The sequence below is a fragment of the Pseudoalteromonas sp. HM-SA03 genome (genome assembly GCF_002289345.1).
In the GTDB taxonomy this organism is placed as follows: Bacteria; Pseudomonadota; Gammaproteobacteria; order Enterobacterales; family Alteromonadaceae; genus Pseudoalteromonas.
In genome coordinates this window covers 51,040-66,391 of sequence record NZ_NSDG01000076.1, presented here as the reverse complement: position 1 = coordinate 66,391, position 15,352 = coordinate 51,040, and the positions used below count along the sequence as shown (strand labels likewise).

The window sequence follows — 15,352 nt, the reverse complement described above, 5'->3', positions numbered from 1 at the left end:
GTTACTGCGCAACTTTTCGTTGCTGGAAGTACTCTTTTAATGGGATCAACAACACTAACATGGCAAGCGCAAATATGCCTAAAGTTAGTGGCCTCTCCCAAATAAAGCTAATAGAGCCATCCGAAATCATCATGGCGCGGCGGTAATTGCGTTCGATCATATCGCCGAGAATAAACCCAAGGAGCAAAGGTGCCATCGGGAAACTCAATAATCTCAGCACCACCGCCACCAAGGCAAAACCTACCATCATAAACAAATCAAAGGTATTAAATGACACCAGATACACGCCAATCAAGCTAAAGAATAAAATCATCACCGTGAGAACTGAGCGTGGCAGAGTCAAAGCCTTTGCAAAATAAGGGATCAGTGGCAAATTTAAAATCAGCAGCACAATGTTGCCAAAATACATGCTTACAATTACCGACCAAAACACCGTAGGATTGTCCTGCATTAACGTAGGACCCGGCTGAATACCATAGGCAATCAGCGCCCCTAACATAATCGCAGTGGTGCCAGACCCCGGGATCCCAAGCGTTAACAAGGGTACAAACGACCCAGTACAAGCAGCATTGTTTGCCGACTCAGGTGCCGCTAAGCCGCGGATTTCACCACGCCCAAAACGCTCACGAATGGCTTTTGGTGCCAAATTTCGCTCTGTCGCATAAGCCATAAAACTTGCAATCGTTGCGCCAGCCCCCGGCAATACGCCAATGATAAATCCTAAAATCGAAGAGCGCCCCACAACTGGCGCCATTTCTTTTACTTCAGCGCCAGATAATTTTGTTGAGCCAATAACGGGAGTGTCATCATCATTCGAACCTTGATTAGCTTTTTCAGGGCGGATCACGTTGATCAGCGCCTCAGACAATGCAAAGGTTGCCATTGCGACCAACAGAAAGCTTACGCCGTCTAGCAAGTCTGCCTGACCAAAGGTAAAACGCTCAGTACCAGATGAAGGGTCTATTCCCACCGTCGACAGCATCAAGCCAAATACGGTCATCATCATGGCTTTTAAAAATTGCCCTTTTGCAGAAAAAGCAGCAATCGCAGTCAAGCCCAAAAACATCAACATCACATAGTCTGGAGACTGAAAGCTTAAGCTCACTTTTGCAAGTAGTGGTGCGGCTATCATAAGCATCAACGCACCAATCGTTCCGCCAGTAAATGAAGCATAAGCGGCAATAGCCAAAGCTTTGCCCGCATGTCCTTGTTTTGCCATTGGATAGCCGTCAAATGACGATGCCACAGTCCCAGCTACACCGGGAGCGTTAATCAAAATAGAGGAAGTCGAGCCACCAAAAATAGCGCCGTAATATACGCCCGCCATTAAGATCATACCGGAGTCGGCACCGATGTTGTAAGTGATAGGGATCATCAACGCAATCGCCGTGATTGGCCCTAAGCCGGGCAACATGCCGATAAAAGTACCGACAAAGCAACCAACAATTACGTACAGTAAGTTTTGCCACATAAAGGCCGTGGACAGGCCAACTAAAATACCGTCTAACATGGCTTAACTCCAAAACTCACCTGGAACCAGATAGATCCCAAGTAGCTGCGTCATAATGGCCCAAAATACGATAACCACAGGTACCGACGCCAATAACAAAATTTGCTTACGTCGCTCACCCATAATTAAAAAGCCACAGCCTAAAAACAAAATGGTCGAGACAATAAATCCGAGTTCTTCAAGTACACTGCTGTAGATCAGCATCAATACAATCAGTGCTGCACATTGGGCTATGGTTGCCTTGGAGATAGTCTCCGCTCCTTCATGTGTATCAGGTGCAGGGACGCCTTTAAACAGTGTTGCGGCGATCGACAAAAGACAAACAACAATGCCAATCAGCGCGTATACCTTAGGCAAAGTTGCTGAGTTTACCGCCTCGTATTCTTCAAAAGGCATAATCGGGATTTGCCAAGCAGATACCGCATAGAGTGAAAACAGAATTAAAAACAGCACTGGGCCTAACAATTCTCGGTTTAACATAGTGAATTACCCACTTTTAGGTGGTGCAGTAACCTCACTGCAGCCACCTATTTAATTTAATCAGCGTCTAACAAAACCCAATTCTTCCATCACCACTTTCAGCTGCGCTTCTTGTGCCTCTAGCGCCTCAATAAACTCGTGCTGTGGCTTGAATAGATTCAACCAACCGTTGCGTGCACGCACTGCTTCCCATTCTTTGCTTTGCACCAGCTTTTGTAATCTCACGGTATATTCGTCGAGTTTTGCTTGAGGAAGATCCGGAGCCGCAAAAAAACCACGCCAGTTAACAAATTCCATGTCATAGCCTAAAGACTTCAGGGTTGGGATCTCTGGATAGTCCGCGATAGGCTCTGGCGCAGTAACAACAAGAATGCGCGCCTGACCACTTTTTGCCATGTCGAGCGCTTCACTTAATCCGGTCGAGAGCATCTTCACCTCACCAGACAATAAACCGGCCTTGGCTTTGCCACCGGCATCGTAAGGAATGTAACGCAGCTTGCGACCGTCAACGCCTGCCGCTTTTACTGCTTGTGCTGCAACAAGATGATCCATACTGCCGCGAGCAGAACCTCCCGCGACTGTCACAGAGCCCGGGTTTACTTCTAGACGAGCAATCACCTCCTTCCAGCTCTTAAAAGGCGAATCATCACGCACCACGAATGCACCATAATCGGCAATTACGCTGGCAACGGGCGTTAAATCACGATAACTGTAGGGGATCTTACCCGACAACGCACGCAGCACGATTGGCGTTGAATTAACCATCAACATATCGCCTTTTTTATTGCCCGATTCAATCAAATAAGCAATAGCACGGCCGCCACCGCCGCCTGACATATTCTGAAACGACGCATTGGACTCAAGCCCTGATTTCACTAACGCCTCGCCCACAGCTCGAGCCGTGGTATCCCAGCCACCACCTGGACCACCGGGAATTAAAAAGTGGGTATCCGCTAATACCTGAGTAGACATCATCGCCACGCCAGCCATTGCTAACTTGAGATGCTTTAATGCAAACTTCATAACCTGCTCCCGTTAAAATAGATACTGCAAGCGTGCAGCAAAGCCAAATCCTGAATCTTCGTCACCAACCAACGCAGTACTTCCAGCGCCTGAAACATCCGCATAGACAAGGTTAGCCATGAACTTTAAGCTGCTGGAATGGTAATAGGTACCGCCCAGTGTGTAGGCGTCGACTTGCGTGCCTTGGTTGGCGTTTTCAGCATCAATACTGGAAATACGCGCAACCAACTCCCACGCATTTTTTACCCCTTTAGGCTGCTTAAATACCGCAGAGCCTGCGGAATATTGTTTGTGTTCACCGGTCAGGAAATAACTCAAGGACAAGTGATAACCCGAAATATCTCCCCCATCTAAAGCAGAAGTAGGGTCGAGGGTATCTAAGTTGCGTGTGGCATATTCGGCCTCAAGCATAAAGGCATTATGTTGATAAGCGAGCTCTAACCCGGCTTGTGACATGCTATCAAGGGCAACTACATCACCGCCTGCAGCATAATCTACAAGGCGCACTTTGGCTTCGCGTACTTCACCGCGAGCAAGGCGATTACCCAGCGTAGCACCGCCCATATCACGGTACGAACCCCAACCACCTAAATGCAGGGTTTTACCGGGAGTGTGTTGCGACCAAGTCAAACGCCCCGAATAGGCAAGTGCCAGACGGTCATCTTGGTCACGCCCAGATGCACCAAATGCGTCGTTTTTATATACCCCTAACGCATAGCGAAAACCGGAATCTTTAAAATATTGATAAGCTGATGCGCCCCACCGAAAGTAAGGAGAAAACGTATCAGCGATGGAACCGCGCTCTATGGTATTGATGTGTTTGCTGCTAGTGAGCGCATTCAGGGTGATATCTTCTCTTAATTTACCAAACTGAAAGCGCGGGCCGTTGTTCCAACCGGTATAGCGCACTCTTACTGTGACTATCTCGGCATCGCCTTCGGCAAAATCGAGTAGTAACTTGTGTTCCCAGTCGCCTTGCTCACTCTCTACATAGGTGCGGATCCGACGCGGAAAAAAGTCGCTGGCGGCATTACCCTCATTATCGGCGCTGTATGCACCACTAAAATGGTTAAAATCGAGTTGTACACGCCCGCCAAACTCAAGGTTCAGTGATTTATTGGACTGCAATTCATTTAATTGCGCTTCTAGCTTTGCAACCTTGCTGGCTAGTGCTTCATCTTGTTGTGCCAAAACGGGGCAAGCAGTTACTGCAATTAATGACATCGCAGCAACTGGCTTCATTATTGTTGTTCTCATTGCTCTGTACTCATTTGTCTTAAACGTATTGTGACTAGCGACTACAACCTGCTATCAAGTACGAGCTTATTGTTAACCCTCAATTAACCATAGATTGCGGAGATAAGTTGATTAAGTTGAGTAAAACGCGTTTTGCGCATAAAAATCATGAGCAATATGCACAAAATGCAGAGTAGCCTGGAAATAAATAACGAGTGAAGCGAAAGTATGACTGCTGCGTTAATCAAATAACCTAAGATGTGGATGATGAATTAACCTAGCTTTTCTCTGAAGCTCTGGAAACGGTGAGTCTACAAAGCTCAATATAGAATAATACTTTGGCACCTAGAATAAGCAGAAATAAGACATGCAACACACCAAAAATCATCACATGAATAAAACAATGCACTCAATAAATTTAAATTTGGCGTAGTTCCAACCACTTAGATCTAAATAAGAATTATTTTCAAAAAGACCATTGACAGCTTTGCAGATCTAATTGATAATCAATATCAACAAGACGAGAGTGACGGCTCAACTTGTTATCACAATAGTTTCTTGACCCGAAACGAGGCTGGTATCCACAACTACCTAGGACGTTAGCAGGCACTTGCATTGCTCCTCGTATTTAGACGCTAACTCCACTTTTTACTTGCTACATTGCTCATATCGGTGACGGTAGATATGAAATCAAAAAGCCCTGCTCAGGGCTTTTTTTATGCCCAAAATTTATTTTTACTACGGTATTTACTAGAAAAACAGCCACACTAATATTAATGAGAATTATTTTCAAAAAAGTATTGACTCATTATCAAATCTAACTGATAATCACTATCAACAAGACGGCAACGTGTTGTTTCGCCAACTCAGTTAGTAAGGTTGATAGTTGTAAAGCCCTGTCTACCTGATGTACTCACTACATTGAGATTGGCATTAGTACTCTAGTTTGTTTCTCGACCCTGAAACACGGCTGGCCAACGTTAATGGCTTGAATGAACTTAACTCAGTCGCCCCTAAACCTGACTAAGTTTATTCTCACAATTTACTTGCTACATTGCTCATATCGGTGACGGTAGATATGAACTTAAAAAGCCCTGCTCAGGGCTTTTTTTATGCCCAAAATTTATTTCTACTACGGTATTCGCTAGAAAATCAGCCACACAAACATTAATGAGAATTATTTTCAAAAAGATGTTGACCTAACGGCAAATCTAATTGATAATCAATATCAACAAGAGGACATGCTCTTGCTGATTCGACCCTGAATCGTGTTGTCGGTGATATGCTACAACGCCCCTTGATGTGTATCACTGGCAACCACTTTTTACTTGCTACATTGCTCATATCGGTGACGGTAGATATGAATCAAAAAGCCCTGCTCAGGGCTTTTTTTATGCCTACATTTTCGATCAGTGTTTGTTCAGCTGTAATGTCGTGTAATCGTTTTCTTTTACTAGAATCCGTATCATTCTATTTTTCCAAAAATAACAATAATATGAACGCTCGACGCTACCTTTATAACATGTTGTTAAGCCTGCTATTGTTGGTAGGGTTTATTTTCACCAGCTGGATAAGTATAGAGCACGCTAAACAATCTTTGTATAAAGGAGTGAGCGATGATGCTCTGCCACTCACCAGCCATCTTATTGACTTAGACATCCAAAAACGGCTCCAAGCTCCAATCATTGTGTCTCAGCAAATGGCAAATAACGTCTTTATTAAACGTTGGCTAACGTCTTCACAGCAAGACCCTGCACTTATTTTCACCTACTTAGAAGATACTCGAGCACTATATCGCGCAAAAACGAGCTTTTTAGTGGATGACAAGAGCCTCACTTATTACCACTTTGATGGTAACACCCAGCAGTTAGACATCCGCGCCAAACAAAACGACTGGTACCGAGAAAGCCTGCATAGCGATGCTGACTATGCGCTCAATGTTGATATAGACCCAAGAGACAACAACGAAGCCATTGTTTACGTCAATCATAAAATAAAGCAAAACAATGATGTAATTGCCGTTGTTGGGGTGGGTATCTTATTGGCTGATTTACACAATTTAATTGAACAATACGAAGCCAGTTACGCGCGCAAACTGTACTTTATTGACCACAAAGGCAGGCTATTATTTTTTAACGATCAGACTCTATCTGGCACCAGTATTCATGATCGTTTTCCAACCCAAGCAACGGCGCTGCTCAATCAATCTGAATATCAATTTCGATTGGAAACCGACGACCATGCCGAGTTTGTTCATTCGCGCTATTTGGACTCTATAGGCTGGTACCTAATTGTTGAGCAAACAATAGATAAATCCAGTGGAATAAGCGACATCCTCACAACCAATTTATGGGTAGGGAGCCTCGTCACCCTATTAATATTAGCCGTGGCGCAGCTGACGTTTAATCATTATCAAAAACGCTTAGAAAAAATGGCGAAGTACGACAAACTCACCGATACCTTTAATCGTCAAGCCTTCGAGCCACAGCTTCAGCACCATTTAGCGAAAGCGCGTACCCAATCAACCCCTGTAGTGATGTTGATGATGGACATTGACCACTTTAAACAAGTGAACGATCAACATGGTCATGTGGTAGGCGACAGAGTGCTGCAATGCTTTTCAAACGTATGTAAACGCCAGATAGAAAACAATGGTTTGCTGTGCCGCTGGGGGGGCGAAGAATTTATGGTATTGCTACCCAAAGCAACGTTAGAGCAAGGAATTGCGATTGCTGAGAAGATCCATGTTGCACTAAAGCAGGCGGAGTGTGAGGTCAAAGTGACCGTCAGTATTGGCGTTGCACAATACCATATTGATGAATCAGAAGATGGTTTTATAAAGCGCGCCGATGCCGCGCTCTATCGTGCTAAACAAGGTCGGAACCAAACAAAATTTGCTACTTAGCGGCGATTCTTACGCGCTCTTGCACGGCGTTGACGTTTTTCGTCTTCACGCGCAGCCTTTTTAGCCTCAGCTTGTGCTCGTAACTCAGCAACCATTTCTTCTTCCGACTCACGCATTTCCGGCGTTTCCATCGTGATCTGCCCGATAACAGCATCACGCAGCTCGTTGATTAAAATCTCCGACATCTTGTGCGTATCGACCTGATTGCCACCTTTTACACAACCACGCTTGCGGCCAGCCATCTCGATAAATGTCCAATCACAGTCCGGTAATTCGTCGAGCTTGTAACGTGCTTTTAAAAGCTCTGGATATGCACCTAGCAGATATTCAGCGGTGTAACTCGCCACTTCTTCATAATTGATAGCAGTATCGCGAATAGCACCCGTTGCCGCCAAACGATAGCCCGAGTTTTCGTTCTCAACCTTTGGCCACAACATACCCGGCGTATCGTAAAGCATAATGCCGTCTTCAAGCTTAATACGCTGTTGCGCTTTAGTTACCGCTGGTTCATTACCTGTTTTTGCAACAATTCTGCCAGCAAGTGTATTGATAAGTGTCGATTTACCCACATTTGGAATACCCATGATCATGGCTTTTAGCTGCTTATCTTGACCCACTTTATGAGGTGCAAGCTTTTTGCAAAGCGCATTAATACGCTGTACTTCATTCGCCTTATCATGACCAAACGCCAGCGCTTTTACACCGCTCTCACGTTCAAAATACTCCATCCACTGCTTGGTCAGTTCAGGATCGGCAAGGTCCGCTTTGTTCATGATTTTGATAACAGGCTTGTCGCCACGTAACTGCCCTACCATCGGGTTTTCGCTACTGTATGGAATACGAGCATCCAGCACTTCAATAATGACATCCATCTGCGGCATGATCTCTTTGATCTCATTGCGCGCTTTATTCATATGCCCTGGGAACCACTGTATTGCCATTATAACCACCTGTATTAATTAACTTTAAAAGCTCATATGTTGAACACCTTGCCAAACTCACACACCATAACGTCGTTCATACGGAGCGTGAAATAAGTGTAGGATACAACATAGGGTACTAAACGCTTTTAATACAGCCGCAGTACCTCATCACTAAGTTGGCTATTCTACTATAAATTGACAGGATTGGGTTAATGGCTTGGTGAACCCATTAGCGCAATTTTCGCTTATTGTTTCGCACCCTTTCCAAACATAGTTTCCAATCTTTTGTTCTCTACAATGTTTTATCTGCCTTAGGAAGGTTTTTATTCAAAGCTAACTTAGAGTCCCAATTTGACCTCGCTGATAAGTTACTTGTTGCAATATGATCTCGTTTGAAATTAAGCCACCAGACCCAATTTCAACTCGCGATTATACGAGCGATAATCCACTAGCCATATAGTGAGCATCGTGAGGGGATAATTGCTAAACCTAAGCGACTTTTCCTTATCCTAAACAGCTGAAAACTAAAGCGATAACTTGCAATAAATTGGTATAGCAAGGTAGAAGGCTTAGCGGACTGACATGATAATCACAACTGTAAATGCGAATTCGAGTACACGAATTATTATATTGGTTATTGTTGCTTTGAATTAGTTTTAGTCGGTAATGTTCTAGAAATACCAAGATAACCCTTGCAAGGTAGCGTTTATGTAACGATTGATTTAATCAGATAAACCGCTTTCCTGAGTTAGGTAATGAGAAAATTCCTTAAGTAGAGAATGAGTACTTTTTTCATAAGTACTTTGAAGCGCATCACTAAACTCAATTCCTGTTAATAATAACTGTATTAATTCGTTAAATTGTTTAGGGCTTAGGTCATAGATGAAATGCACAAATAACCCACCAACCCTGTACGACACCCGGTTAACCACCCCATTTTTTGTTACAGCATCACTTGCATCCTGTGATAAAAACCAATAATTCAACTCTCCCGACAAATAGGTATTTACCTCATTTTCATTCATTAGCTCGAAAATCTCTTTGCCTTTAGTATAATCTTGCCCTCCATTTGCAACGAACTCAGCGACCCCTTCTCTGAACCATAAAGGTACTTTTTCAACATGGGCCTTATCCCCAAGATGGGTGTAAAAAAGGTAGTGTGTTAACTCATGATTAAGTAACCTCCCAATCGAACTGCTATGAAATGCATTTGGCGATAAAAATAATTTACCCCAATATACTGCACCAACAACATTTTTGGATAAAAATACATATTCATTGAAAGAGTTTTGACTAGCACACACATAAACCGCGATTGGCTTTCTAAATTTCGCCTTGAGTACATGCTCTACTACATACTGACTCTCACTCAAAGCTTTACTTACACGAAAGGCATTGCTTTCTGCTGAAGCTTCGTATCTGATACGTCTATCAATCTGGAGAGTTAAAAAGTGATCCGTAGACTTATATTTAGCCCATACAGCTTTGATTAACACTGGCTGTATAATTGCAATCACAACAATAAAAATAACACTTATCGCTAGCAGAACAATAATATATTTCTTAAAGTTTATTCCGTTAAATCTCATAACCTTTCAACTTAGCCTATCCAATTCAGAGAAGAAGTCTCTTTTACTTTTACAAAACATTGGTTCTCCATACTACAGGAAACAATAAAAGAGTATGAATACCAACTGTCAGCAACACAAAACACCACTAATTGTGGTTAAATAACTTATAACCACACTTGCCAGAAGACTTAACGGCATACATTGCTTTATCAGCTTTTTCGATCAATGATTCGATGCAGTCTCCTTGAGTAGGGAAAAAGCTAATACCAATACTCCCCCCAACTTTATACACCTGATGTTCAACTTCAACCTCTTGTGTGATACTGATGAGTAACTTTCTAGCGATAATCTCTGCTTGTTCTTTTGAGTCTAGCTGTGTTGCGATTACAATAAATTCATCACCTCCAATTCGAGCACATATATCGGTACTTCGTGTACTAGCGATTAGTCTTGTTGCTATGCATCTGAGCACTTCGTCACCAACTTTATGACCACCGCTATCATTAATGGGCTTAAAGTTATCCAAATCAATGTAAAATACCGCGGTTAACTGATGTGGGCGATTGGCAAAAATGTTCGCCTGATTAAAAAAGTTAGTCAGATAACGCTTATTCTTAAGCCCAGTAAGTGCATCATGATAAGCAAGTTTCAGTGCATGCTTTTCAGCCTTGAGCAGGCGGCGTTGGAAAGTAATAAGTACTGATGCCAATAAAGCTAAATAGAGCACCAAATTCACCATAGTACCTAGAATAAAACCATAGATTCCCCAGTCAGGGAAATAATAGATTATTGGGTAAGAAACCAACCAATGTATCGAGAGAATAAGGGCTGCAAGGGAGATAAACCGATACACACAGGTAAAATATGGCTTTTTCTTTCCAAAAAAAAGCATAAATATATAAAATAAAAAAGAAAAGTTAACCACTGCACAGAGGATCTTAAAGTACCAAGGAGATAAGTTTAAGATTGAAATTATAAACAGCGTACCAAGCACACAACTAAATAATTGAATAACTCTTCTTTTTACGCAATTCAATTTAAAGAATCGGCATACTCCAACTAATAGGATTGGCTTCTCAAAAAGGTTAAGTACGAGATAAAAGTTACTACTTAGCTCTGTTGAAATAACAAGTTCGCCTAGCAAAATACAAACTCGTGAAGCAATTGCAAACAAGATAGCGCTCGACCAAAACCCAGCTCCGGAAGGTGTTCTGGGCACGGTTCTGGTAGCAAGTAACAATACCAACAAAAATAAATATAGCGTCAACCCAACCGTATGCACCAAATGAAACATAACGACACCTACCTCTAGCTTCATTGATTAATCACCGCAGCAGTATTGAAATTGAAGCTGCAACCAAAATAGTAGGCCAAAGGTCTACACTCTATTGTTTTTCTCTTTGATAAAAACAATAAGTCCTTTTATTTAAAAGTTTAGAATAAACAATGAATGAAGTAGGAACGAACAAGGACTAATTAACATCGAAAAAAGTCAACATCAATGTCCTAGAGTTCCCTTTACCATTAATATTGTGCTAACTATTAATATATCATCATAAGCTAAGTGGTCGTTATGAGTTGTGAATCCACTCTGATTAATCTTCATATTTTAGTTGTCGATGGCTTTGTACCATATGATTTAGCCGTGACTTACCAAATGTTTTTTGTTGCAACAAAAGAATGCGAGCAACCAAGCTATAATATCCAATTTGTAGGTAGCCAAGGGCAAGTTCAAAGCGATAGTTTTACCATTGAGAATGTACAGCCTTTATCAATTATCGGCGCTAATGACACATTAATTGTTCCGGGCTTATATACACCGACTGCCTATGATGATGAAAATGTTCTCCGTGCAATTCGCACCGCGTATCAACAAGGCTCTCGCATCGTTTCTATCTGTAATGGCTCAGTACTTTTAGCAAAATCAGGTGTCTTAGATGGAAAACGGGCTACCTCGCATTGGGATGTCTTTTCAGAGTTTGAGCAACACCACACGGCGGTCGATATATTGCGTGACGTATTATACGTTGACGAAGGACAAGTTATCACATCGGCCGGCCTTTCTGCCGGACAAGACCTATGTCTACACATCATTAAATGTGATTTTGGAGCAGCGCTTGCGAACAAAGTTGCGGAACGTTTTGTAATGCCTCTTGAGCGCAGTTTTTCACACCCTCAATTATATCGACCTGTATATAATGTCTTAAATGACATTCAACGGGTGCAATTATGGCTCTCACACAACTATCATAAACCGCTTACGCTCGCTGAAATAGCTGAGCACGCCTGTATGACAAGCCGAGCACTCACTAGAAACTTCAATAAATACGTTGGCCAATCTCCCATGAGGTGGCTTCGAGAATTGCGAGTGCAGCGGGCGCAAATCTTACTCGAAACAACCACTTTTAATATCAATGTGATATCTGAACTGAGTGGCTTTGGTACTGTTGTGAATTTTCGCATTGCATTCAAGCGCTATGCAGGCTGTTCACCAACAGAATGGCGCTGCCGCTATAACAACGATCATGCGTTGTGATCCGTTATTTCAAGCTCACAACGTAAACTTAGACAGCAGTGCTTCTTGTTCATGGGCGTTTTTAGCGAGCTCTTCGCTGGCGCTGTATTGCTTGCCTGAAAAGCTGCCAACTTCGACGCTAATATCGTTGATATGTATTGTATTTTTATTGATCTCTTCAATCACCACGCTTTGCTCTTCGATGGCGGTTGCGATTTGAATATTGCGATCCATAAGCTCTTTTACTGCTTCTGAGATTTCTTCTAGCATATGTGTCGCTTGCTCGGTTTGTGAAACACACTGCTGAGTTTTATCTCGACTACTTCCCATAGATTGTTGAACTTGTATGGATGAGGCTTGGATCTGGTCGATCATAGACTTTATTTCGGTGGTAGATTCCTGCGTTTTTGATGCTAAAGAACGTACTTCGTCGGCCACAACCGCAAAACCTCGACCTTGCTCTCCGGCACGTGCGGCTTCAATTGCAGCGTTAAGTGCCAGTAGATTGGTTTGTTCAGCAATGCCATTGATGACCGAAAGAATATTCTCAATATTTTGACTATATTCCGCAAGTTGCGTACTTAGCTCGTACGATGCGGTAATATCATCAGCCAATGCATTAATTTGGTTTCGCGCTTTAAAGAATATCTCTTGCCCTTCGGAGGTCTTTTCATTTACAGAGGTGATTGAACTTGCAGCTTGCTGCGCGTTACCCGCGATTTCGGTCGAGGTAGTACTCATTTCATTCATCGCGGTAGCGAGGTTTTCAATTAGGCTAACTTGTTGGTCAAGTTTCTGTGAGGAATGCGTCGACAGCTCTTTGGCGGCATCACTGTTGATCACCACGTCGTCTGCACGTTCTTTTACATTACTTACCAACCCATGCAAAAAGCCTAAGAACAAATTAAATTGTTGCGCTACCGTGCCGCACTCATCTTCGTTAACGATTTTTAAGCGCTTAGTTAAGTCACCGCCTCCACCTGCCATGTCGGTGATCGCAGATTCCAAATCCCGTAATGGTTGGAGTAAATGAATTGCTAAAGTCCGTACGCAGAATACTCCGATAGCAATGGCTAAAATGGCAATGAGCAAAGAATTTATAGTGATTTCAGTTAATGTTTTATAGGCTTTTGATTTATCGATTAATACCGCCAAATACCAGTCCGTACCAAAAGTGTTATCGAGCGAATATAAGTAAAACAGCCGTTTGCCTTCTTTGGTATTCACTTCTTGCAACTCATCTACACTATCTAAGCGTAAAGCTGGGTATACCTGTTGCAGCTTTTTACCATTAAATTCGGCGTTTTGATGAGAAATGACATTACCAGACTTGTCGACCAAAAAGGCATAGCCCGTGTTATCAAAGTTAACCTGATTGACACTATTGGCGATGGTTTTTAGGCTTAAATCTCCCCCTATTACCCCTTTAAAATTACCGTTCACTATGATGGGAGACACCACCGACAGCAATAATTCACCTGTCGCCGCGTCTGTATATGGACTGGTATAAACGGTTTTATTTTGGTTTTTACCAAGCTGATACCAAGCTCGCTCTCTAAAATCTACGCCCGGAGGATTTTTGCGAGCGGGGTTGTTCGATCTGAGCCCTTCCTCATTAACCAAAGTGCCAAAAGTAAGCAGAAACTCGCTTTTAAACAACGGGGTATTCAGTGCTTGTTGAAAGTTATCATCGCTAAAGTTTTGCTCTAACTGACTTTTTATCACATTAATTTGCGTTGCTTTACCGGCCAGCCAATTCTCTATGCTCACGGCCAGCAATTGCGTGCTATCTGTTACATAGGCATGGGTTTTTGTTTTTACCGAATCGCTAACAAACCAGTAAGTAGAAAGCGTCGTCGTGGTGATGATCAATAAGATCACTATGGCAGAAGTCACAGAGAACTTAGTGCGGATCTTCATATTCAACAGCCTGAATAAAAAAGTGCTCGAATATCAAAAGTGTTGTCTATAATTCGATTATTGGCAACTGAGCGATGTAAAAACCATGAATTTTACTTTGAGCAACTCAACCGCACTGATTGGCCTAGCCTGTTTACTGACTTCCTCAGCAGCTTTAGCAGCCGTTCGACCTGTTACCATGGCCGATATTGAAAATCTTGAGCGGCAATTGGCTGAGTTAAAAGATCGGTTTATGACGCAAAATAGCGAACCAAAGGCCGCAGCTCCAGTGGCAAAATCAACACCACAAAGTGACCCCGTAAAACCACCTACCGAGCCCTCAACCACGCTCAAAACCTATGCCACAATACGTCCGACATTTGGCATAATTAATCAAGATGATGCAAGTAACTGGGATGTTCGTGACGCCTTATCCCACGCAGGGATTAAAGTGACTCATGAATTTATGCCGGGCTGGCAGGCCGAGCTTCATGGAGAATGGGGCATCGATCTTGCCAATGAAGGAAATTTTGGCAAATCGCGCCGTGCTTATACTGCGCTAGGTACGCCGTATGGCCGATTTGGTATCGGCAAGCAAAGGCCAGCACAGTATCTGTTCATTGCCGAATACGTTGATATTTTTAATCACTCTAGCAGTCCGTTTGCTTACGATCCAGAGAGTATTTTTTTCGTTGATAATTTAGTTACTTACCGCTACGAATTGGGGCCAATGACGTTTATCGCCGCAGGCCAATTTAATGGTGATAAGGGCGATAATCAAACGGATTTACTCAACACTGGGTTAAGTTACGATAACGCGGGTTTACATGCGGCGATTACTTATCAACAAAACGATGTGTACGATAACGAGCAGCATATTGGCGAAAACCAACTTTGGTCTGGTGCGCTGGCTTATCAATTTACCTCCCGCTTTTACGCTGCCATGGCGTATCAGGACAAAGACTATCAACGCGTGAACGCCCTTGATTCTCGACAAGGCCACACCTTTGATCTTTCTCTAGCCTATCAACTCGCAAAACACTATAAGCTCAAGACCGGATATTTTGATTTTGATGATGGGTNTCACGATCCGCTAAATCAGAGCTTTGATGGCTACAATGTTACACTTGAGTGGTTACCAACACCGCCGCTCAGAGTACACTTGGAGTATTTGAACAAGTCCTTTGATAATCAAGTGGATATGGATTCCATTTCCATAGGCTTTAGGTACGATTACAAGCAAGAGTGGCAATTTGATTAGTTAGAATAATAATTTCTAATTTGGATTGA

11 protein-coding genes are annotated in these 15,352 nt (G+C 42.8%); 3 read left to right on the top strand and 8 right to left on the bottom strand.

Going from position 1 to position 15,352, the window contains the following annotated elements:
• Position 1: 1 nt before the first annotated feature.
• From CKO50_RS14905 to CKO50_RS14890, 4 genes are read right to left on the bottom strand one after another with little or no spacing between them, the layout of a single operon-like run.
• Positions 2 to 1,510 (bottom strand): tripartite tricarboxylate transporter permease, encoded by a 1,509-nt coding sequence (locus CKO50_RS14905; protein ID WP_010606897.1) that lies wholly within the window; start codon positions 1,508 to 1,510, stop codon positions 2 to 4.
• A gap of 3 nt (positions 1,511 to 1,513) precedes the next feature.
• Complete coding sequence (locus CKO50_RS14900; protein ID WP_095728801.1) at positions 1,514 to 1,990, bottom strand: tripartite tricarboxylate transporter TctB family protein; 477 nt, start codon at positions 1,988 to 1,990, stop codon at positions 1,514 to 1,516.
• 60 nt (positions 1,991 to 2,050) lie between these two features.
• A complete protein-coding gene (locus tag CKO50_RS14895) occupies positions 2,051 to 3,013 on the bottom strand; it encodes a tripartite tricarboxylate transporter substrate binding protein (RefSeq protein ID WP_095728800.1) in 963 nt (320 codons plus the stop codon).
• Between the two features lie 12 nt (positions 3,014 to 3,025).
• Positions 3,026 to 4,255: an OprO/OprP family phosphate-selective porin gene (locus CKO50_RS14890; RefSeq protein WP_095728799.1), complete on the bottom strand. Its 1,230-nt coding sequence runs from the start codon at positions 4,253 to 4,255 to the stop codon at positions 3,026 to 3,028.
• 1,489 nt (positions 4,256 to 5,744) lie between these two features.
• Here CKO50_RS14890 and CKO50_RS14885 point away from each other — a divergent pair.
• Positions 5,745 to 7,154: a sensor domain-containing diguanylate cyclase gene (locus CKO50_RS14885; RefSeq protein ID WP_095728798.1), complete on the top strand. Its 1,410-nt coding sequence runs from the start codon at positions 5,745 to 5,747 to the stop codon at positions 7,152 to 7,154.
• Here CKO50_RS14885 and ylqF read toward each other — a convergent pair.
• From ylqF to CKO50_RS24035, 3 genes are all read right to left on the bottom strand, one after another.
• On the bottom strand, positions 7,151 to 8,095 hold the full coding sequence (gene ylqF / locus CKO50_RS14880; protein WP_039493363.1) for a ribosome biogenesis GTPase YlqF: 945 nt from the start codon (positions 8,093 to 8,095) through the stop codon (positions 7,151 to 7,153). The two genes, CKO50_RS14885 and ylqF, sit on opposite strands and share 4 nt — an antisense overlap.
• 704 nt (positions 8,096 to 8,799) lie before the next feature.
• A complete protein-coding gene (locus tag CKO50_RS14875; RefSeq protein ID WP_095728797.1) occupies positions 8,800 to 9,666 on the bottom strand; it encodes a hypothetical protein in 867 nt (288 codons plus the stop codon).
• Positions 9,667 to 9,793: 127 nt separating this feature from the next.
• Positions 9,794 to 10,375: a GGDEF domain-containing protein gene (locus CKO50_RS24035; protein WP_176474681.1), complete on the bottom strand. Its 582-nt coding sequence runs from the start codon at positions 10,373 to 10,375 to the stop codon at positions 9,794 to 9,796.
• An 846-nt stretch (positions 10,376 to 11,221) separates the two neighbouring features.
• On the opposite strand from CKO50_RS24035, the gene CKO50_RS14865 reads away from it, so the two are divergent.
• Positions 11,222 to 12,184 (top strand): GlxA family transcriptional regulator, encoded by a 963-nt coding sequence (locus CKO50_RS14865; protein WP_095728795.1) that lies wholly within the window; start codon positions 11,222 to 11,224, stop codon positions 12,182 to 12,184.
• 15 nt (positions 12,185 to 12,199) lie between these two features.
• Here the strand turns inward: CKO50_RS14865 and CKO50_RS14860 are convergent, their stop codons facing one another.
• A complete protein-coding gene (locus CKO50_RS14860) occupies positions 12,200 to 14,083 on the bottom strand; it encodes a methyl-accepting chemotaxis protein (protein WP_095728794.1) in 1,884 nt (627 codons plus the stop codon).
• Positions 14,084 to 14,168: 85 nt separating this feature from the next.
• Between CKO50_RS14860 and CKO50_RS14855 the strand changes: the two genes are divergently transcribed.
• Positions 14,169 to 15,323, top strand: a complete 1,155-nt coding sequence (locus tag CKO50_RS14855) for a porin (RefSeq protein WP_095728793.1) — start codon at positions 14,169 to 14,171, stop codon at positions 15,321 to 15,323.
• Positions 15,324 to 15,352: the final 29 nt, after the last annotated feature.